Annotated in this window: 14 protein-coding genes and 1 pseudogene; 3 read left to right on the plus strand and 12 right to left on the minus strand. The window is 67.8% G+C overall.

From position 1 onward, the window contains the following. Positions 1-2: 2 nt before the first annotated feature. The 6 genes from tnpC to OD750_RS21800 form a co-directional block, all read right to left on the minus strand. Positions 3-1,544 (minus strand): IS66 family transposase, encoded by a 1,542-nt coding sequence (gene tnpC / locus OD750_RS21775; RefSeq protein ID WP_263544200.1) that lies wholly within the window; start codon positions 1,542-1,544, stop codon positions 3-5. 15 nt (positions 1,545-1,559) lie between these two features. Next, a complete protein-coding gene (tnpB, locus tag OD750_RS21780; RefSeq protein WP_263542429.1) occupies positions 1,560-1,898 on the minus strand; it encodes an IS66 family insertion sequence element accessory protein TnpB in 339 nt (112 codons plus the stop codon). Beyond that, a complete protein-coding gene (gene tnpA, locus OD750_RS21785; protein ID WP_263542428.1) occupies positions 1,892-2,194 on the minus strand; it encodes an IS66 family insertion sequence element accessory protein TnpA in 303 nt (100 codons plus the stop codon). The genes tnpB and tnpA overlap by 7 nt, the downstream gene beginning before the upstream one ends. 111 nt (positions 2,195-2,305) lie before the next feature. Next, entirely contained in the window at positions 2,306-2,890 is a 585-nt protein-coding gene (locus tag OD750_RS21790; protein WP_263544201.1) for a hypothetical protein, read from the minus strand. Beyond that, complete coding sequence (locus OD750_RS21795) at positions 2,881-3,417, minus strand: regulatory protein GemA (protein ID WP_263544202.1); 537 nt, start codon at positions 3,415-3,417, stop codon at positions 2,881-2,883. The genes OD750_RS21790 and OD750_RS21795 overlap by 10 nt, the downstream gene beginning before the upstream one ends. A gap of 86 nt (positions 3,418-3,503) precedes the next feature. Beyond that, entirely contained in the window at positions 3,504-3,881 is a 378-nt protein-coding gene (locus OD750_RS21800) for a DUF3164 family protein (protein ID WP_263544203.1), read from the minus strand. Between the two features lie 360 nt (positions 3,882-4,241). On the opposite strand from OD750_RS21800, the pseudogene OD750_RS21805 reads away from it, so the two are divergent. Next, positions 4,242-5,087 (plus strand): annotated as a pseudogene (locus tag OD750_RS21805) (alpha/beta fold hydrolase); the annotation flags it as partial. Here the strand turns inward: OD750_RS21805 and OD750_RS21810 are convergent. After that, positions 4,972-6,720: a WS/DGAT/MGAT family O-acyltransferase gene (locus tag OD750_RS21810; RefSeq protein ID WP_263544204.1), complete on the minus strand. Its 1,749-nt coding sequence runs from the start codon at positions 6,718-6,720 to the stop codon at positions 4,972-4,974. The pseudogene OD750_RS21805 and the gene OD750_RS21810 overlap by 116 nt on opposite strands. A gap of 111 nt (positions 6,721-6,831) precedes the next feature. On the opposite strand from OD750_RS21810, the gene OD750_RS21815 reads away from it, so the two are divergent. Further along, positions 6,832-7,998, plus strand: coding sequence for a cation:proton antiporter (locus OD750_RS21815; RefSeq protein ID WP_263544205.1), 1,167 nt, complete (start codon positions 6,832-6,834; stop codon positions 7,996-7,998). A gap of 47 nt (positions 7,999-8,045) precedes the next feature. Here the strand turns inward: OD750_RS21815 and OD750_RS21820 are convergent, their stop codons facing one another. Further along, the gene (locus tag OD750_RS21820) at positions 8,046-9,455 is read right to left on the minus strand and encodes a serine hydrolase domain-containing protein (protein WP_263544206.1); all 1,410 of its coding nucleotides are present in this window, start codon (positions 9,453-9,455) and stop codon (positions 8,046-8,048) included. Between the two features lie 428 nt (positions 9,456-9,883). Here OD750_RS21820 and OD750_RS21825 point away from each other — a divergent pair, with 428 nt between their 5' ends. Then, positions 9,884-11,164 (plus strand): hypothetical protein, encoded by a 1,281-nt coding sequence (locus tag OD750_RS21825; RefSeq protein WP_263544207.1) that lies wholly within the window; start codon positions 9,884-9,886, stop codon positions 11,162-11,164. Positions 11,165-11,178: 14 nt separating this feature from the next. On the opposite strand, the gene OD750_RS21830 is transcribed toward OD750_RS21825, so the two are convergent. The 4 genes from OD750_RS21830 to OD750_RS21845 form a co-directional block, all read right to left on the minus strand. Next, a complete protein-coding gene (locus tag OD750_RS21830; protein ID WP_263544208.1) occupies positions 11,179-11,703 on the minus strand; it encodes a hypothetical protein in 525 nt (174 codons plus the stop codon). A gap of 100 nt (positions 11,704-11,803) precedes the next feature. Then, a complete protein-coding gene (locus OD750_RS21835; protein WP_263544209.1) occupies positions 11,804-14,482 on the minus strand; it encodes a serine/threonine-protein kinase in 2,679 nt (892 codons plus the stop codon). 73 nt (positions 14,483-14,555) lie between these two features. After that, a complete protein-coding gene (locus tag OD750_RS21840) occupies positions 14,556-17,045 on the minus strand; it encodes a right-handed parallel beta-helix repeat-containing protein (protein ID WP_263544210.1) in 2,490 nt (829 codons plus the stop codon). After that, entirely contained in the window at positions 17,042-19,528 is a 2,487-nt protein-coding gene (locus OD750_RS21845) for a choice-of-anchor Q domain-containing protein (protein WP_263544211.1), read from the minus strand. Before OD750_RS21845 ends, OD750_RS21840 begins: the two co-directional genes overlap by 4 nt. Positions 19,529-19,552 lie beyond the last annotated feature (24 nt).

Consider the following 19,552-nt stretch of genomic DNA (forward strand, 5'->3'; position numbering starts at 1 on the left):
AGTCAGCCCCAGCGGTGCGGCAGAAGTTCGGTGATGCGACGATCGGGATGTGTCGGCAGGCGGGTCAGCACATCCTTGAGATAGGCGTAAGGCTCATGGCCGTTCTGCCTGGCGGTGGCGATCAGGCTCATGATGCCGGCGGCACGCTCGCCGGCGGCTTTGGAGCCTGCGAACAACCAGTTCTTGCGGCCCACGGCGATGGGCCGGATCGAACGCTCGACCGGGTTGTTGTCGATGGGCAGCGAAGCGTTGTCGACGTAGCGCACGAGCGCCGGCCAGCGCTTGCGGGTATGCGCGAGCGCTTTGGCGAGGCCGCTGTTGGGTGAAGCGGCAGACAACAGGTTGTCGATCCATTGCTTGAACGCATCGAGCACCGGTTGCGCATCGCGTTGTCGTCGGGCAAGCCGTTCGGGCGGATCCAGACCTTTGATCTCGGCTTCGATCCGGTACAGCTCGGCGATGTAGCGCAATGCCGGTTCAGCGTGCGCGCTGGCCTTCGCCGCATGCAACTCGAAGAACAGGCGGCGAATATGCGCCCAGCAGCCCACTTCGGTGATGTTTTCTGCAAAAAGGGCTTTGTAACCCGCGTAGTCGTCCACGACGAGATGGCCACGGAAGGCGCCGAGGAAGTTCTTGGCATGTTCGCCGCTGCGACTGGTGCAGAAGTCGAAGATCGTGATCGGCGGTCCGTCCGTGGCGCAGTAGGCAAACAGATACGCACGTGCTGTCTTGCCCGCGCCCGGATCGAGCAGCGCAACCGGCGTTTCGTCCGCGTGGATCACCGGGCGCTGCAACAGATCGGCCTTCATCGCAGACACCAGCGGCATCAGCGCGACGCCGGCGGCACCGGTCCAGTCGGCCAGGGTCGAACGGGCCAGTTCCACGCCGCTGCGCTGGTAGATCTGCTGCTGGCGATACAGCGGCAGGTGATCGGCGTACTTGCTGATCAGCACGTGTGCCAGAAGGCCCGGCGCCGGTCGGCCACGTTCGATCACGCTCGCCTGGCTCGGAGCGGCCGTCACCGTCTCGCACGCGCGACACGCGTACTTCGGATAGATGTGGCGGCGCACGAAGAACTCGGCCGGCTTGCAGTCGAGCTGCTCGGTGACGTCTTCGCCCATCGGCGTCAGCGCGTTGCCGCACTGCGTGCACGTGCACGAGGCGGGCTCGTGACGAACCTCCTCGCGCGGCAGGTGTTCCGGCAACGGCAGGCGCTTGGGCTGGCGCCGCGGTGCAGACGGCGATTCCTTGAGCGTCTCCAGCTCCGTCTGTATCGCGACGATGTCTTCTTCGAGCGACTCCTCGAACAGCTGCCGCTGGGCCGGGTCGAGTTGTTCGGAACGGCGGCCGTACAGGGCGCGGTTCATCGCCGCCATCTGTGCTTCGAGAACCTTGATGCGCGCGGCGCGGTAAGCGCCGACCGCTGCCATCTCGGTAATCTGTGCATCGCGCTGGGCAATGAGGGCATCGCGGTCAGCCAACGCAGCCAGCGCTTCGCGCAACCGCGTTTGCAGATCGTCGTTGGTCGATGCATCAACACTCATGCGCCGATTGTAAAGTTATACCAGCGCGCCGGCCAGCGGTTTTGCGCACAATCGATGCCAGTCCACACCCGTGCATAACCACGCGAACGACTGCGCGTCGATCTCGCAGACGCGATCGCTGCTGCGCGGCCAGATGAAGCGGCCTTCGCGCAAGCGCCGCACGCACATCCACACGCCGCTGCCGTCGGCGCAGATCACCTTGATCCGCGTGGCGCTGCGATTGCGGAACACGTACGCGCCACCGGCGAGTCCGTCGTGACCGAACTGCATCGCAATCGCCGTCAACAAGCCATCCATGCCACGACGCAGATCGATCGGCTCCACCGCGATCCACCATGACGTCGGGCTCAACATGCCAAGGTCTCGCGGATCAATGCAGCGAGCCAGCGTGGATCCGTTCCGACCGGCACGGCGATACGCCAGGCGCCATGCTGCAACTCGATGGTCGCCGGCAGTGTGTTGCCGACCACGCGGACCGGCACCAGAGCTTGCCCAGGCGTGCTCGACTTGCGCTTGAGCAGGTAGCTCCAATGCGCCAACGTCAACGCATTGATACCAAGCTTGGCGCCATATTGCTTCTGCGTCAGGCCGCTCGATCGCCACGCTTCAACGTGACGACGCCAGAATGCTTCGGTCTTCGATGCTTGCACGTTTGGCGCTCCGAGAAGGTGAGCGACAAGCATTGCTCTGATGATCGGGTTCGAGAATGTGGCGGCGCCGGACGCTTACGGTCAACGCGTCGAACATTTCACCTTGTCCGCTCATACGTCTTGTCCCACCTTGGATTTTGCCTCGGCGACGGCCTTCTGACACTCGGCGTCGCTCATCCGCCCGTGTTCGAACAACTGCCGCAGCCAATGCAGGTGCGCCTCTGTCGGGCTTTCGCCGCGCCGCTCCGGACTTGGGCCGACAGCCGAGCGCGAGCGCGCGACGGTCTCGCGAGCCTGTTCGGCTTTCGCGTCGATCTTGTCGGCCAACCCGAACACGACGGCGCGCAAATAGTTGTGGTTGTCCAACGGCAGTGACAGCGCGTCGCGGCTCGACAACATCTGTTCGATGCCGGCGGCCCATAACGCCTGATTCGCCGGCCGCCGGACGCCGACGCGCTCGTCCTTGCAGACGGTGCCGGACCGAACCAAGCTCACGAGGTCATCGACGATCCGCGCCGCGCGAGCAAGGCGCAGCGCGGTTTTCGCCGGCTTGAACAGACGCAGGTACGACAGCACCGCCCGCCCCAATGCCAGCTCCAACTCGGCGACGAGAGCTGCGAAGCGCTTGCCATCGCCTTCAATGAAGCCGGCTTCGATCGGGAACTCGTTGTCGCAACATGGACACGTCACGCGCATTGCTGCGCTCCTGCGCCGCCGTGAGCGACTACCTGCGCCGCGAGGTATTCGGCGACCAGCCGCAGCGACGGTCGGTGCCGGCGCCAGTTCGGGCGTAGAGGCGACAACAGTTCGACGATGCGTTCCGGCGCCCAATCGACCGCACGCAACGAGGCGTTGATCGCGGCGTTCAGATCGCGCTTTTCCTTCTCCGCATGCAGCGCGGCGATGATCGTCGCAAGCTGCTTTTCGTCCCGCACCCACGCGAGCTTCGCAATGCCGTGCATGCGCAGCGTAATCGCGTCGGCGTAGGCCCAAGCCAGCTTCATGTCGGCCAGCAGCGCTTCAACCTTCGCGATACCGTCGGGCATCTGCGGCGCGTCGAAGTTGTGCGGCTTGCCGGCGTGCTTTCGGCCGGCGCCGAGCCGGCGCAGTTCGTCGAGCACCGCGCGGCGCTGCCGCGCGTTCATCTCGCCGCTGCTGCGCAGCGCCGGGCCGTGTTCGGCCGACACGCGCGCGAGCATCGCGCGATAAGTCGCGTCGTCCATACGGAGTTGCCGACGGCCGGCATGGATCGCCGCGATTTCCCGGCGGCGTTGCTCGTGCGTGCGGCTGTAGACGGCTTTTCCCATGGTCAGACCGCCGTGATATCGAGGCCGATCGGCTGGTACTGGCCGTTCGCGTCGCGCTCGTACACACGCACGTACGCTTTCAAGCCGACGACCTGCACCGCATCGCCGATCGCCTGCATCGCGCGCAGCCAACGTTCGTCCGTGATGTCCATGCGCCGCAGCGCAAGCACGCTGCCCGTTCGGATGTTGCCCGCCTGATCGACACGGAACGCGTCGCTGATGAGCGTGCGCAACTCGCTGCGCGCGCCTTCGGTCCAGTCGCGCAGGCATTCGTCAATCAACGCCTTAGCCGCCTGCAAGCGTTCGTCAAACACGATCGACTCGGCCATCGCGCGTTGGAACTGCTCGCTTCCCTGACTTCGCGATTTGTGCAGCAGCACAACGTGCGTTTGCCGCGGCATTTCGCCGCATAGGTACGGTTCCGGCCAGCACACGACCTAGACTGCCTTCTTCACGTCCTACGAGGAAACGCTCGTGAAACGCCGGCAGCGCCTGACCCTTGCCTTCGCGGTCTGTATGGCCGCGGCGATCGCCGCATTGCATCTGTGGCGCGCACAACGCCAACAGGCGTTCTACGATGTGCCGCTCGGCGGCATCGCGGAAATCGTTTGGGTCGACATCCGGCATCGCGATCAGTATCTGTTCGTTCGCGGGCTCGATCGCACCAAACCGATACTCTTGTTCCTGCCCGGCGGTCCCGGTGAAAGTTTCCTACCGCTCGCGCAGGTCTTCACCGCGAACTCGAACGCGACTTCGTCGTCGTCCACATCGAAATGGGCGGCGTCGGCATCAGTCCCGACTACGCGGCGACGCCGTCGTTCGACGACCTCGTCGCCGACACCGGCAGAGTCATCGACGCATTGCGCTCGCGCTACGACCGCGACGCGGTCTATCTCGTCGGCCACTCGTTCGGCTCGGCACTCGCGCTGCGCGCGGCACAGGCCTGGCCGGAAAAAGTCCGCGCCGTTGCCACCGTCGGCCAGACCGTCGACTGGCGCGCCGGCAACCGGCTCGCGCACGCCGAACTGTTGCGCCGCGCGAACGCCGAAAGCAATCGGCGCGCGCTCGACGAACTCGCGAAAATTCCGCCAGACCTCGTCAAGCCGAGCGATCCGACGCTGGTCGACTTCAACGCTGTGCAAGTGCTGCGGCGCTGGCAGGAGCACTACGGCATCATGAACATCTTCCGGCAGCACACGGCGAAGGCGCATTGGGTCGAGTACCTGACCGCGCCGGGCCATTCGCTCAAAGAGTCGTGCCGTCTCGTCTACCGCGGGCCGTGCAAGCTCATCGCCGATTCGCCGAACTGGTGGTACAACTGGAATCTGGCCCTGCGCGGCATCGTCGCTTTCGACGCGACACGCGACGTGCCGCGTCTGGCCGTGCCGTATCTGGCCATCATCGGCAGCGACGACTGGGTGACGCCCGAATCGCTCGTGCTCGACTACGCCGCGAAGCTCGACGCGCCGGTCAAGCGCGTGGTTCGACTGCCCGGCGCACAGCACTACGCGTTTCTCGATCGGCCGCACGAATTTCAGCAGGCCGTCGCGCTGCTGTCGGCGCCGCAGAACTGGCCGAAGGACTAGCCTTTACTTTTTTCTTTTTGAACTTCGCCAATTCCGCTGCGAATCCCACGTCCGGCGTCGATTCCGGCACAGCGTTCTTCACCGGCTTCGCCACCTCGCTCGCCGCGCGCTTGAGTTTGGCCTTCGCCTTCGCCTTCGCCTCCGGGGCGGGCACGTTCGGCGCCGCCTCCCCCGCAAAGTGCCGTATCGTCGCCTCGGCATCGGCGGCGGAAAGATCGCCTTCCCAGTCCTCCATCAGCGACACCAGCACCAGCCGTTCGAATTCCTGCGCGAAGCGCCGCACGACGTCTTCCGGGTCGGCCACGAGCTTCGCGTCCACGATCAGCCCGAAATGCACGTTGCCGTTGTAGCTCAGGATCGACAGCCCCATGCCGATCGAGCCGTTCTGCGGCACCCAGAACATCAGCTCGCGCACGCGGCTGCCGGCCAGGTACAGCGGCATCTGCGGCCCCGGCACGTTCGTCGCGACCGCCGTCGCCTTGCGGCTGAAGAGTTCGAGCGCCATGCGCTGTACCGCGACCGGCGCCATGCCGACCGCCGCGAGCAGGCCGAACGTCAGCGCCGCCTGCCGCGAGCGTTTGAGTTCGCGCATGTTCGCCGCCACGCGCTCGAGCCTGCGCAGCGGGTTCGCCTCGCCGATCGGCAGGTCGAGAAACACGAGGCCGAAATGATTGCCGAGCTTCTTGGCGTGTTCGAGCGGACGCAGGTTCACCGGTACCGTGGCGCGAATCGTAATGCCGTCGACCGCCTCGCCGCGCTCGCGCAGATGTCCGCGCAGCGCGCCGGCGGCGCAGGCGAGCAGCACGTCGTTGACCGTGCAGCCGAGCGCCTTGCCGAGCGTTTTCACGTCTTCGAGCGGCAGCGGATCGGCCCACGCCACGCGTTTGCTCACGCCGAGCGGGCCTTTGAAGGCGGTCGGCGGATCGTCCGGCAGCGCCAGCGCAACGGCGAGTTCTCGCGTGATCTCGGAACCCTCGCGCGCGAGCGTCGCGGCCACTTCCGGATCTTTCCACATCTCCAAGGTTTTGTCCCACGCCTTGCCGCCGGCCGCCACGGCCTTGGCGATGCCGGCGCGCGTGGGTTCGAGCAGACGATCGATCACGCTGCCCTGGTCTTTCTTGAGCCACACGCGCGCGAGTTCGGCGTGCTGCTCGGGGTTCGGGTTCGCGTCGGTCAGCGACAGCAGCACCTGCACCAGCGCCAGGCCGTCGGCATAGCAGTGATGGATGCGCGAAATCAGCACGCTGCCGCCGCGGTAGTTTTCGACGACATGGAACTGCCACAACGGTTTGGAATGATCGAGCGGCGTCGACGCGAGATGGCTCACGAGCCGCTCGAGTTCTTCCTTGCCGGCGGCGCCGGGCAGCGCGGTGAGGCGCACGTGCCAGTCGAGGTCGAAGTCGCCGTCGGTTTCCCAGGCCGCCGAGCTGCCGCTGTCGACGGCCTTCTGCCGAAAGCGTCGGTACGCGAGAAAGCGCTCGGCGAGCAGCTTCTTGAGCGCGGGAAGTTCGAGCCGGTCGTCGAACATCAGAACGCCGGTGATCATCATGAGGTTCGTCGGGCTTTCCATGCGCAGCCACGCCGTATCGACTTTCGACATGGCGTCGCGCTTGCCGCGCAGCACTTCAAACATCGGTGTCTCCCCGCCGCGGTCTGGCCGCGATCTGTCCGTGCCGTGTAGCATCCCGGCAACAAACGAAAAAGGCAACGCCGCGCGAGGCCGACCCGCCGACAAGGAAACCCCATGCACCACGCCAGCGACATCCTCCTCAGCCTGTTCATCATCTTCGTGGCCGCGCAACTGGGCGCGGAACTCGCGCAAAGGCTGAAACTGCCCGGCGTGGTCGGCGAAATCGCCGCAGGCTGCATCGTCGGCCCGTCCGTGCTCGGCTGGGTCGTGCCGAACGAGCCGCTCGAGGTGCTCGCGGAAATCGGCGTCGTGCTGCTGCTGTTCTCCGTGGGCCTCGAAACGCGCCTCGACGATTTGAAGCGCGTCGGCCGCAGCGCGTTTCTCGTCGGCGTGCTCGGCGTGATCATTCCGTTCGTCATGGGCTCGGCCTGGGCGCACCTGAGCGGGTTTCCGTGGAACAAATCGCTTTTTATCGCCGCCGCGTTCGTGGCGACCTCCGCCGGCATCACCGCGCGCGTGCTGCAGGAACTCGGCGCGCTGCAGCGCGTGGAGAGCCGCGTGATTCTCGGCGCCGCCGTGATCGACGACATACTCGCGATGCTGCTGCTCGGCGTGGTCGTGGCGCTGCAGGCCGGCGACTCGGTCAACATCGGGTCGCTCGCCGTCGTGCTCGTCGAAGCCGTGGGCTTTCTGCTCGTGATCGGCTGGGTCGGCACGCGCGTGATGCGCAGGAAGTCGCACTGGCTCGAAGGACCGGTGAACCCGCTGTCGCCGCTGACGATCGTGCTCGCGCTGTGTCTGGGCCTCGCGTTTCTGTCGACGAAGTTCGGGCTCGCGGCGATCATCGGCGCGTTTCTCGCCGGCATGATCGCCTCGGAAACGACGCAGCGCGAATCGCTGGAGCACCAGACGCAGCCGCTGCTGGCGCTGCTGACGCCGTTCTTCTTCGTGATCACCGGCAGCAAGATCGATCTCGCGCAGCTCGCGAACGCCGACGCGCTGATCATGCTGATCGTAGTGACGCTGATCGCGATCGTGTCGAAGCTCGCGGGCGGGTTTCTCGGCGCGCTGTCGCTCGGCCGGCGCGGCGCGACGATCGTCGGCGTCGGCATGGTGCCGCGCGGCGAAGTCGGCGTGGTGATCGCCAGCCTGGGCCTTACGGCCGGCGTGTTCACCGACAAGACGTATGCGGTGATCGTCGCGATGTCGCTATTGACCGCGATGGTGACGCCGCCGGTGCTGGCGGCGCTGCTCAGGCAGAAGGACGGGCCTGTGCCATAACCGCGCGAGCGGCGCAAAAATGCGCGCCGCGCGCCGGCCCGATTCCCCTACTGCCTCGTCGCCGGATACGTATTCGATCCGCGAATCAGGGAGAAACCGACGACGTCGCCGCCGTCGTTCTGCTCGAAGCGAATCGACATGTCCTGCGCCGTCATGAAGAACGCGTTCTTCGATTCGGCGAACAGCTCCAGGCGTTTCGGTCCGAACAGGTCGCTCTGAAAGTACAGGCGCTCGCCCTCGGCGACGACGCGCGCCGGCTTGTTCGCCAGCCGATAGTCGCCCGCCACGCGCCGGTTCGCGGCTGCGTCTGCGGCCATCGCCGTCTTTTCGATCACGGCGAATTCGGGCCAGCCGTATTCGGCGGCGACGCTGCGCAGTATCTCGTCGATCAACGCCGTGCCGTTGTCGCCGTTCGTCAGCACGACGGCGCCCTGCCCCGTCGTCGTGTACCCGTAGATCTGCGCGCGGAACCCAGCGTTGCCGCCGCTGTGGCTGAAACTCGTCGTGTCTTTGAGTTTTTCGACGAAAAAACCGAGGCCGTATTCGCCGAGGCCGCGCGTAAGCATGGTCGAGGTCGTCGCACGCGACAGAACCTTGTCCGATCGTCCGGCTTGCGCCTGCTGCACTTCGACGATGACGCGCGCCAGGTCCGTCGGCGTCGTCCACAGACCCGCCGCCGCGGATTCCGGGTAGACATGCCATCGCCCGTCGATCGCCTTGCCGTTGCCGTCATGCGCCGTCGCCGCGCGGTCGCGCCATTGCGGCGGCAGCGTCTGCGCGAACGTGCTGTCGGTCATTCCCAGCGGATCGAGTACCGTCGCCTGCATGTACTGCGCGAACGGCTGTTGGCTCGCCTCGGTCATCATCAACTGGACGACGCTGTAGCCGCCGCCCGAATAGCGCCACGTCGTGCCGGGAACGATATCGACGCGAACGGCTTCGGAGCTCGCCGGCGGCGTGCCGTCCAGTACCTGCAGCAGCGTCGGTATTTTCCGACCGGCCGGATATCCGTCGTAGCCGTGAACGGTCAGGCCGGCGCCGTGATTGAGCAGCATGCGCAGCGTGATTTCGTGATCTTTCGTGAGCGCGTTGTCCGGAATCTTCCAGGCGGCGAGCTGGCCGTTCGCACTGCCGTCGAGCGAGAGCCTGCCCTGCTCGACCAGGTGCAACGCGCCGATCGCGCTGATCGCCTTGCTGACCGACGCCGCCTGAAACAGCGTCTTCGTCGTCGCGGGCTTGTTGCCAGTCTTGTCGAGCACGCCGTAGGCGCGAGCCCATTGGATGCGCCCCTTGTCGATGACGGCGATGCCGACCGCGGGAACCTGATGGACCGCCATGCGCTCGACGAGCGTCATCTTCTGCGACGGCGCGCCCTTGACGACGACCGGCGCGGAAAGCCCTCGCTCGACGCGGGCGATCCTCGCTTCGACCGCGGACGATGCTTCCTGCACCGGCACCGACGGTTCTTGCGCGTAAATCTGTGTACATAGACAAAACAGCAATATTGTTGCGTATGGCTTCCGTGGCCTGGTCTTCATCGGCGGTTCGTCGTCGCATCGTGCGGGAGAGTCGGGGGACGCACTCTAGTGGCCTGTAACAGACAAATCAAAAGTAGCTCGCTCGTCCTGGCCGCGCAGTACTTGCTGCTCACTCGGCCAATAGCGGGTGCTATTGACCTCGCTCCGCAGCGGCGTCCTGCACGACCAGTCCTTCGCGATCCCTGTTCCGATTTGTCTGTTACAGGCCACCAGCATCCGCCGTAGCGGCCCTTTGCGACGACAACAGGCACTGGCGCCTGTGAGAGGTTCGCGACGCAAGCGACATTTCCGCTTCCGTTGCCGCGAACGCCGTCATCCGACGTCGGCGGCGAGCCCGGAGTCTTGCGATGGAACGTATCGGAATTCGTTCTTGGCAGTCGCCGTTCGTCGCGACCGCCGCGCTGTTGCTGTCTTGCGCCGCCGTCGCGGCGGAGCCGCCGTTCGCGTGTCGCGTCGGCACGCCCGACATCGCGACGGGTCTGCGCACCGGCGGCGCGAACGAGGTGGTCGCGTTGCGACCGAACGGCAATCCCGTGGTCGCGTACTACAACCTGCCGCCGCCGGGAACGCCGCAGACGTATCCGCCTGACGCGGCGCTGTACCTGCGCCTGTGCAGCGATGCAGAGTGCACGACCGGCACGACGCATACGATCGAGACGTCGACAGCGGCTGCAAGCGTCGATCTGTCGATCGCGCTGCGGCCCGGCGACGGCGCGCCGGTACTGTCGTACTACAGCCGCAATCCCGCTTCGCCGGGCGTCAGAATCTACGTCTGCGCCGACGCGGCGTGTTCGAGCGGTGCACTCCGGATGCAGACGAACGAGCCCGAGTACGGCATTACGACGAGCGTATCGCTGTCGCCCGAAGAGCGACCGTTCGTCGCGTTCGGGGATCGGCGACCCGAAGGCGCCGTTTCGCGCCGGGACGATCTCGCGGCGTGCCGATGCGCTGACGCAATGTGCACGAGTACCGTTTGCCGCACATTGGACGGCGTCGGCGCCAAGGGTCTGTATCCGTCGACGGTCTGGCGCACCGGTCCCGGAACCGACGATACGGCACTGATCAGCCACGTAGGCTACGACGGTGCCTTCGTGTATCAATGCGCCAACAGCGATTGCTCGGCGGGACTCGACCACCCGGTGCACACAACGCCGGCCGGCGCGACCGGCGCCTCGTATTCGGCGATGGTCAGGCGCATGAACGGGCTCCCGCTGGTCGTCTACGGCCTCTTCTACAACCCGCCTTCGGCGCCGCAATACGGCCTTCCGATATTGATCGACTGCGTCGACGCCAATTGCACGGCCGGTGCTTCGCGCACCCTGGATGCGACCGAGCGCGACCTGCGCCTCGTGCGCATGGCGCTGCGGCCGAACGGTCGCGCCGTAGCGACCTGGGGCGAAACCGGCGGCGCGGCGTCGCTGTACCTGTACCAATGCGCGAACCGCGACTGCACCACCGGCCGCGTCGCGACCACGCTGCCGAACGTCGAAGTCGGCCACGACCTTGCGATGCGCGGCGACGGCGTAGCGGTCGTCGCGTTCCGGCCACTGTCGTCGGGCACGGTGAAGCTCGCGTATTGCGGGCTGCCGGGTGATCTGATTTTTACCGACGATTTCGAGGCGCCGTGAGGGGTGCGGCGCGGTCAGTCGCGTAGCGTGTCGAACAGCGCGCCGATCGCCACATCGACCGTCCGCTCGCGATCGGTCTTGCAGACCCGCGGATTCATCGCCTTGAGAACGAACGTCGTCTCGCCATGCTTCACCTCGACGAGCTTCGGCGCGCCATCGAAAATGTGGCAGTCGATCGACGTTCCGGCCAGCGGCGCGAGCGCGTCGAACCGCTGCAGGATCGACGAAGCGTCAGGTACTCGCCGGGTTTCGACGAGACGCAGCCGGGTGCCGCCGAACGTCACGCCGTTGACGATCCGTTCGTTCGAATAGCGGCGAATCTCGCCTTCGGTAACGACCCAGCCGTAAGCCAGGTCCGCGAGCGAGATCGTTTGCCAGACGCGTACTTCGCGTGCGTTGCGCGACTTCGCCAGCGGTTTCAGATGCGCCGCTTTCGCGAATTCCCTGGCTTCCGCGTCGAGGTCGCCGATCGTCGGCAGCGAAGCTTCCTCGCCCGACAGCGCCAGCGCCGCGATCAGGAATATCGAATTCGATGTCATGCGAACGCTCCGTCATCGTCGTTGCGGGCCGCAGCGCGCGAGCGGGCGCCGGTACGTGCAACGGTCGACACGATCGTGGCGGGGTTTGGCCGGACCACGGTTACGCCGCCGCCCCTTCGAGCCGCGCGATCAGCGCGCGCACCGCCGCGAGCGGCGCGGGTGCCGGCTCGCCGCGCCATGTGCCGCCGAGGATGCGTTCGGCCGCGCGGGCGTCGGCGAGCGCCGCCGCAGCATCACCGCGTTGTGCGGCGATCGCGGCGGCCTGCGCGAGCACTTTCGCGTCTTCGAGCGATGCCGGCGAGGCCGTTCGCGCGGCCGTCGCGAGCGGGGCGATCAGCGTCTCGGCACCGGCCGCGTCGCCCGCGGCGAACCGCCACTGCGCCTCGAGCCGCGACCAGCGCTGCCGTGCGCGCGTTGCGTCGGCACCGATGTCGCGATCGAGCGATGCGAGCGCCGCGCGCGCGTCGTCCGCCCGCGCGAGCGCCAGCAGCGCTTCGGCACGATTGAGCCGCACCGCGAGGCACGGTGTCGACGCCGCCGCGCCGGCGCAGACGATCGCCACGGCGTTCGCGAACGCCGCCTCGGCCTCCTCCGCACGGCCGCGCGAGAGTTCGGCGTCGCCCAGCGCATTGTGGATGGCGGCCACATTGGCACTTTTTGTATCGATGCGTCCGAGCAGCGCGCGCAGGCCTTCGGCGGCCGCGTCGAACAGCCCGATCGCGCTCTGCGTGGCGGCCAGCTCCCAGGCGATGCCGTCGGCGAGGTTGCGGTCGAATCCCGGCGTCGCTTCCACTTGCGCCAGCGCGTGCCGCAGCAGCGGCTCGGCCTCGACGCCGCGGCCGTTCGCGCCGAGCGCGCCGGCGTACTGCTGCTCGACGTACAGCCGCGTGCCCGGCGACGACGCGGCGCCCTGCGCCTCGACGATGCGCCATGCGCGTTCCGCCGGCGCGAGCGCGTCGCCTTCGCGGCCGATCGCGCGCAGGAGCGACGCGTAGTTGCCGAGCGCCATCGCGTATTCGCCCGACGCCTCGCCGTTCGCGAGGCGATGCAGTTCGAGCGCTTCGGCCGCTGCCGCCGGTATCGCCGCGTAGTCGCCGGCGTTGAAAAAATAGTCGGTCTTGAACTCGATCGCCTGCGCGAGCACCTGGCGCGCCGGCGGGCCCGCCGCGCGCAGGCGCGCGATCGCCGTGTCGAGATCGGCCAGCGCCGTCTCGTCGCCGTCGAGCACGAGCGCGTAGTGCGCGAGGCGCGAGCGCGCCGCTTCGGTCGGCGCGACGGCCGCGCCGCCCGCGCGCTCGCCGGCGTCGACCGTCGCGCGCAGCACCGCCTGCGCCGCCGTGCGGTCGCCGAGCGACACGTATGTCGCGCCGATGCCGCCGAGCAGGCGCGCGGCGATCGCCGGCTGCCGGGCGGCTTCGGCCTCGACGCGCAGCGTCGCGCGCGACAGAAGATCGCTCGCGCGCGTGTCGACGCCTTTCGCGCGATACGGATCGGCGCCGAAGAACACGTCTTCGAGCAACGCCAGCGCGCTCTCTGTCGCGCGTTCGGCACGGCGCAGGCGCTCGGCTTCGCGCAGCGCGAGACCGAGCCCCGCAGCGAGCGACAGCACGATCGCCGCGCCTGCGCCCACCGCCACGCGATGCCGCCGCAGAAATCGCCGCAGCCGATAGCCGAGCGTGCCGTCGGTCGCGCTGACCGGCTCGCCGCGGCGCCAGCGCGCGAGGTCGTCGGCGAGGGCGCCGACGCTCGCGTAGCGACGGTCGGGGTCGGCGTGCATCGCGCGCTTGACGATGCGGTCGAGATCGCCGCGCAGGCTGCGCCGCAGGCCGGAAGGCGTGGTCGCGCGTGCCTGCGCGATCGCCTGCACGAGCGCGGCGTCGCCGTCGCGCAGCCGCGATTCCATGCGCGGCGCCTCGCCGGCAAACCGCGCCGGCGGGCGCAGGCCGCACAAGAGTTCGTACAGCAGCACGCCAAGTTGGAACACGTCGGTCTGCGTCGTGATCGGCCCGCGCTCGAACTGTTCGGGCGCCGCGTACTCGGGCGTGAACAGCGGGCGCGTGCCGCGCGTCGCGGCGTCGTCGCCGGGATCGAGCAACTTGGCGATGCCGAAGTCGAGGAGCTTGACCGCGCCGTCGCTTGCGACGAGCACGTTCGCGGGCTTCAGGTCGCGGTGCACGACGAGGTTGCGATGCGCGTAGGCCACCGCGTCGCACACGCGCAGGAACAGCGCGACGCGCGCGTCGACGTCGAGCCGGCGCGCGTCGCACCACGCCGCCAGCGGTTCGCCGTCGACGAGTTCCATCGCGAACCATGGTCGGCCGTCGCCGTCGATGCCGCCGTCGATCAGCCGCGCGATATTGGGATGTTCGAGCCGCGCGAGAATCTCGCGCTCGCGCACGAAGCGCGCGAGCACCTCTTCCGAGTCCATGCCGCGCTTGATGCGCTTGACCGCCACCGGCAGCCGCGTGACGCCTTCCACCGGCTCGGCGCGATACACGGTGCCCATGCCGCCGCTGCCGAGCCGCCGCACGATGCGATACGGGCCGATCTGCGTACCGTGCAGCGGATCGTCGGCCGGGGCCTCGCCCGCGCGGTCGAAGCCATGCGTCGGCGCGGCGTCGCGTGCGAGCAGCGCGAGCGCTTCGGCGCGCAATGCCGGATCGTTCGCGCTGCGCGCGGCGATCCAGCCTTCGCGTTCGCCGGTGGGATGGTCGAGCGCGGCGCGTACGAGCGCGAGCGCGCGGCGCACGCGCTCGGTGCGGTCGGAGTCGATGTCCATGATGTCCCCTGTCGAACCGCGATCGTAGCGCGCGCAAAGCGGACGGCACATCTCGTTCGTCCGCGAACGCGCATCACGGCGTCGGCGCCACGCAATTGCCGATTTCCGACGTGTTGCCGTCGGGGTCGGTCGCGGTTGCGCTGAGAAACCCGCCCGGCCCTACCGGCCCGTCGGGTACGCCGATCGTGAACGGCGTGACGCCGAGCGGGCCGGTGGTGATCTGCGTATGCGCCAGCGAAACCTGCGCCGCGCCGCGGCCGGGCGCGCCGGCGCTGCAGCCGTAGCTGTAGTACACGTCGATGCGATACGCCGTTTTCACCGCGCCGTTGAGCGTGCCGGCGAGGTACGAGATGCCGTGGGCCGCGTCGTACGTGAGGCTCGCGAGCACCGGCCAGTTCTGCAGGTTGTTCGGGCCCGATGCGGGATTGACGGGCACGTTCGCGCTCGGTCCGGCCTGGCCGATGTCGATGTCGAGACCCTTTCCGTAGACCCGGTTGCCGAGCACGCTGTTGCCGTTGCCGCCGCTCGGCGAAATCCACACGCCGGGCGACGTGTCGGCCACGAAATAGTTGCCGCCCCACGATGCGTCGAGCGGCGAGCCGATCGTGTTGTGGTGCGCGCCGAAGTTCACCAGCACGCCGGCGCCGGTGTTGGGCGAACCGTGGTTGGTGCCGACGCCGATCCCGTTGTCCTGCAGAAGGTTGCCGGTCGAAGCGGCGCCCGACAGCAGCACGCCGCTGCCCGTGCTGTGGCCGATGCTGTTGCGTTGCAGGAGGTTGTTTTTCGCGTTGAGGATCGCGACGCCGGTCGCGTTGCCGGCATAGCCGTAGCCGTCGGCCTGGAAGCCGATCACGTTGTTGGCGAGCGTCGAGCCGCCCGCGGCGTTGTCGAGCAGGATGCCCTCGGCCGAGCTGCCGGCGATGAAATTCTGCTCGGCCGGATCGTCGTAGCCGCCGATGAACGCGCCGCCGGAATTGCCGGTCACGCGGATCGCGTTGCGGTTCGGCACGGTCAGCGGCACGAGGCCGAACTGGCTGCCCGAGATGCGATGGTTGCGGCCGCCCTCGAGCTTGATCGCGGCGTCGCTGAACCCCGAGAACACCATGCCGCGCACGACGAGGCGCGCGGTCGACGGCGCGGTCGGCGGCACGTGCAGCGCCCAGGGTTTTCCCAGACCGTTGAGAAACACGCAGTGCCGGCCGTTGAACTGCGAGAACAACAGCGTCGGCGACCAGCCCGGCTGCGTCGTGCCGTCGATCGTCACGTCGCCGGTGACGTCGGGCAAGGGCGCCGCGAGCGAGACGATGGCCGGACACGCCGCCGCCATGTTGAAGCGAATCGAGAACGGCCCGCTCGCGGCGCTCGCGGCCTTCAGCGCCGCGCGCAGCGAGCCCGGCGTCGGCGATGCGTTGCTGCCGTTGTCGCCGGTGTTCGTGACGATCGCGGTCGTCGCATCGTCGATCGGCGATTCGTACGCGCCGATGTCGACGCGGCTGCCGACGATGCGCGCCTTGCCTTCCGCGTCGCGCGGCGGAAAGCCCTGCAGCTGGATGAACGATCCGCGGTTGATCGCCGGCGAGTTCGACGCGAGCCGGTACGTCGCCACCAGCGCGTCGTCGAAGCGCGGATCGGTGCGGACGTCCGTAGAAGGACTTTGCGGAAAACCGACGCTCGCCGAACGGTAGAGGTTGTGGCTCGCGACCAGCGGATAGACGTAGCCCGAAGGCTTGACGAACACGATGTCCGTCGGGTTGTTCCACACGATGTTGTCGACGATCTCGCTCAGGCGATCGCTCTCGCCCGACCCGCCGGAATCGGCCCGGCCGTTGATCAGCATGCCGGGGCCGAGCGTGTTGTCGACGATCGTGTTGTTCGTCGCCGTCACCTGCGCGTCGGTATCGGATTCGAGCGTGAACATCGCCGCGCCGTCGCTCTGCGTGCCGATCGCCGGCACCAGCGCGTTGTCGGCGACCAGGTTGTTGACGAAGCGCATTTGCGCCGCCCACAGGCTCACGACGCTGTTGCCGCGATTGCGTACGAAGCGGTTCTGGCGCAGCTCGCAGAACGTCTCGTCGCTGTCGCCCGAGAAATCGCGCGTCACGAGCAGAACCTCGCCGCGCGACATTTTCACGCCGTCGGCGCTGACGAACGACGTCGCGCCGTCGAACCGCGAGAACGTCAGCGCTTCGATCGTCGCCGCGCCCTTGCCCTTGAGCATGATGCCGATGCCCGACCCGAACGCGTTGCCCGCGTCGATCGTCGTGTTGCGCGGGTCCGGCTGGCGGCTCGCGCAGTTCGCCGTGTAGCCGCCGAGCAGCTTCAGCGACACGCCGTCGGCCGCGTTCGCGCCGAACAACCGCGTCAACGCATTGCCGACGTTGTAGCTGCCCTGCCGCACGCGGATCGTCACGACCTCGTCAGACTGAGCGCCGGTGTCGTAGTAGTCGAGCGCGCTCGCAAGCTCGCTCACCGTGCCGACGCAGAACGTCGCGGCGGACGTCCCGTTCGCCCACAGCGCGAAGGCGGTTAACAAAGTCACTTTTATCGATTTTATCGTGCTCATGGATCGAATCCGTTTTTGAAGATCGTGTCGTCGAGGGTTTCGGGCACGCAGTTGCCGAGTTCGGACGTGTTGCCGGCGGGGTCGGTCACGGTTGCGCTGATGCCGCCGGGCAGCAGCTTCGCGGCCTGGAACGGCACGGCGACCGTGAACGACGCGACGCCCTGTGCCCCGGTCGTGACCGTCGTCTTCATCATCGGAAACAGCGCGAGGCCGCGCCCCGGCGCCGGCGTGCTGCATTCGATGCCGTAGTAGAGATCGAGCCGGTACGTCGTCGACGGCGCGCTCGTCAGCGTGCCGCTGACGATTTCGACGCCGCCGGCAGCGGTATCGCGCACGGCGCTCGCGAGCACCGGCCAGTTCTGCAGGAGGTTCGGGCCGGTGGCCGGATTCGTCGGCTGGTTCGCGTTCGGGCCGGCCTGCGCAAGGTCGATGTCGAGCCCGCCGCTGCCGCTGATCGAATTGTCGAGCACGCGGTTGCCGGCGCCGCCGCTCGAGGAGATCCACACACCGGGCCCGCCGCTGCCGGCGATGAAGTTGCCGCCCCACGTCGCCGTCAGCGGCGCGCCGATCGTGTTGCCGTTCGCGGCGAAGTTGACGAGCACGCCGGCGCCGCCGTTGGCCGCGAGCGCGCCCGTGTAGCTGCGGCCGATCGTGTTGTACTGCACGACGTTGCCGCTCGTCGCGCTGCCCGACAGCGTGACCGCGTTCGACGTGCTGTTGCCGATGTAGTTGTACTGCAGCACGTTGTTTTTCGCGTTGAACGCGGTGACGCCGCTGGCGTTGCCGCCGTTGCCGGCACCGTCGGCCTGGAAGCCGATCACGTTGTTCGCGAGCGTCGAGCCGCCGGCCGCGTTGTCGAGGTAGATCGCATCGGCGGTGCTGCCGGCGAACAGATTCACGGCGCCCTCGTCGTCGTAGCCGCCGACGAACGCGCCGCCCGAATTGCCGGTCACGCGGATCGCGTTGCGATTGGCCACGGTCAGCGGCACCGCGCCGAACTGGCTGCCCCAGACGCGGTGGTTGCGGCCGCCTTCGAGTTTGATCGCCGCGTCGCTGAAGCCGGCGAAGCCCATGCCGCGCACGACGAGCCGCGCGCTCGACGGCGCGGTCGACGGCACGTGCAGCCCCCACGCCGCGCCGCCGCCGTTGAGGTACAGGCACACGGTGCCGTCGAACTGTCCGAAGTGTTCGTTCGGCGTCCAGCCCGGCTGCGTCGTGCCGTCGATCGTCACGTCGCCGGTGATGTCGAGCATCGGCCCGGCGAGCGACAGCAGGCTCGGACAGCCGGCCGCGAGCGCGAAGCGGATCGCCGCGCGCAGCGAACCTGCAGTCGGCGCCGTGTTGCTGCCGTTGTCGGCCGTCGTCGTGACGATCGCGGTGGTCGCGTCGTCGATCGTCGATTCGTACGCGCCGATGTCCACGCGGCTGCCGACGATGCGCGCCGCGCCGTCGGCGTCGCGCGGCGGAAAGCCCTGCAACTGCACGAATGCGCCGCGATTGACCGCCGGCGAGTTCGCCGCGAGCCGGTAGTTGCCGTTCGCCGCGTCGACGAAGCGCGGATCTACGTGCAGGTCGGTCGCGCCCTGCGGATAGTTGCTGTTTGAAGAGGCGTACAGATTGAAGTTCGAGACCAGCGGGTAGACGTGCTCGGGCGTGCCCGAGAACACGATATCGGTGCCGGCGTTGCCCCAGACGATATTGTCGGCAACCTCGCTCAGCCGCGCGCTGTCGCCGGTGATGAGCGTGTTGACGCGCAGCGCCGGCCCGCCGGTCGTGCCGGTGATCGTGTTGTTCGTCGCCGTGATCGCGGCGTCGACGTCGGCATCGAGCGTCACGGTCAACGCGCCGAGGAGCAGGCTGCCCGGCTGCGCCGGCGCGAGCGTGCTCTGCGCGATCACGTTGTTGACGAAGCGCATCTGCGCACCGCCCATGCGGACGACGGTCTGTCCGGCGTTGCGCACGAAACGGTTCTGGCGCACCTCGTAGACCGCCTCGTCGCTGGCGGTCGGCGCGTCGTTGTCGATCAGCAGCGTTTCGCCGTCCGACAGCACGATGCCGTTCGCGTTCGCGAGCGTCGTCGCGCCGGTGAAGCGCGTGAACGTCAATCCTTCGACGACGAGCCCGCCCGTGCCCTGCATCATGAGGCCGATGCCCGAACCCGGCGCGTCGGTGCCGTCGAGCACGGTGTTGCGCGGATCGGGCTGGCGGCTCGCGCAGCCGGCCGTATAGCCGCCGAGCAGCTTGAGCGTCACGTCGTCGTTCGCGTGCGCGCCGTAGAAGTGCGCCAGCGCGCCGCCGACGGCGTAGGTGCCCTGGCGGACGCGGATCGTGACGGTTTCGCCGTCCTGGGCGACGAGGTCGTAGTAGGTCAGCGCGTTGGCGAGTTCGGCGACGCTGCCGACGCAGAAGCTTGCGGCGCGTGCCGACGGCACGGGCACGCAGGCGACGATCGCGAGCGCGATCGCGAAGTGGCGCAATAACATGGTTCGAAGGTCCTCGATCGGTCG

The organism is Tahibacter soli, assembly GCF_025717065.2.
Lineage (GTDB): Bacteria > Pseudomonadota > Gammaproteobacteria > Xanthomonadales > Rhodanobacteraceae > Tahibacter > Tahibacter soli.

Excerpts from the sequence above, each read along its gene's own strand:
- OD750_RS21795 (WP_263544202.1), bottom strand. The coding sequence starts at position 3,417 with ATGGACGACGCGACTTATCGCGCGATGCTCGCGCGCGTGTCGGCCGAA.
- OD750_RS21790 (WP_263544201.1), bottom strand. The coding sequence starts at position 2,890 with ATGCGCGTGACGTGTCCATGTTGCGACAACGAGTTCCCGATCGAAGCC.
- OD750_RS21810 (WP_263544204.1), bottom strand. The coding sequence starts at position 6,720 with ATGTTTGAAGTGCTGCGCGGCAAGCGCGACGCCATGTCGAAAGTCGAT.
- OD750_RS21840 (WP_263544210.1), bottom strand. The coding sequence starts at position 17,045 with ATGAGCACGATAAAATCGATAAAAGTGACTTTGTTAACCGCCTTCGCG.
- OD750_RS21845 (WP_263544211.1), bottom strand. The coding sequence starts at position 19,528 with ATGTTATTGCGCCACTTCGCGATCGCGCTCGCGATCGTCGCCTGCGTG.
- tnpC (WP_263544200.1), bottom strand. The coding sequence starts at position 1,544 with ATGAGTGTTGATGCATCGACCAACGACGATCTGCAAACGCGGTTGCGC.
- tnpB (WP_263542429.1), bottom strand. The coding sequence starts at position 1,898 with ATGTTGAGCCCGACGTCATGGTGGATCGCGGTGGAGCCGATCGATCTG.
- OD750_RS21835 (WP_263544209.1), bottom strand. The coding sequence starts at position 14,482 with ATGGACATCGACTCCGACCGCACCGAGCGCGTGCGCCGCGCGCTCGCG.
- OD750_RS21830 (WP_263544208.1), bottom strand. The coding sequence starts at position 11,703 with ATGACATCGAATTCGATATTCCTGATCGCGGCGCTGGCGCTGTCGGGC.
- OD750_RS21825 (WP_263544207.1), top strand. The coding sequence starts at position 9,884 with ATGGAACGTATCGGAATTCGTTCTTGGCAGTCGCCGTTCGTCGCGACC.
- OD750_RS21815 (WP_263544205.1), top strand. The coding sequence starts at position 6,832 with ATGCACCACGCCAGCGACATCCTCCTCAGCCTGTTCATCATCTTCGTG.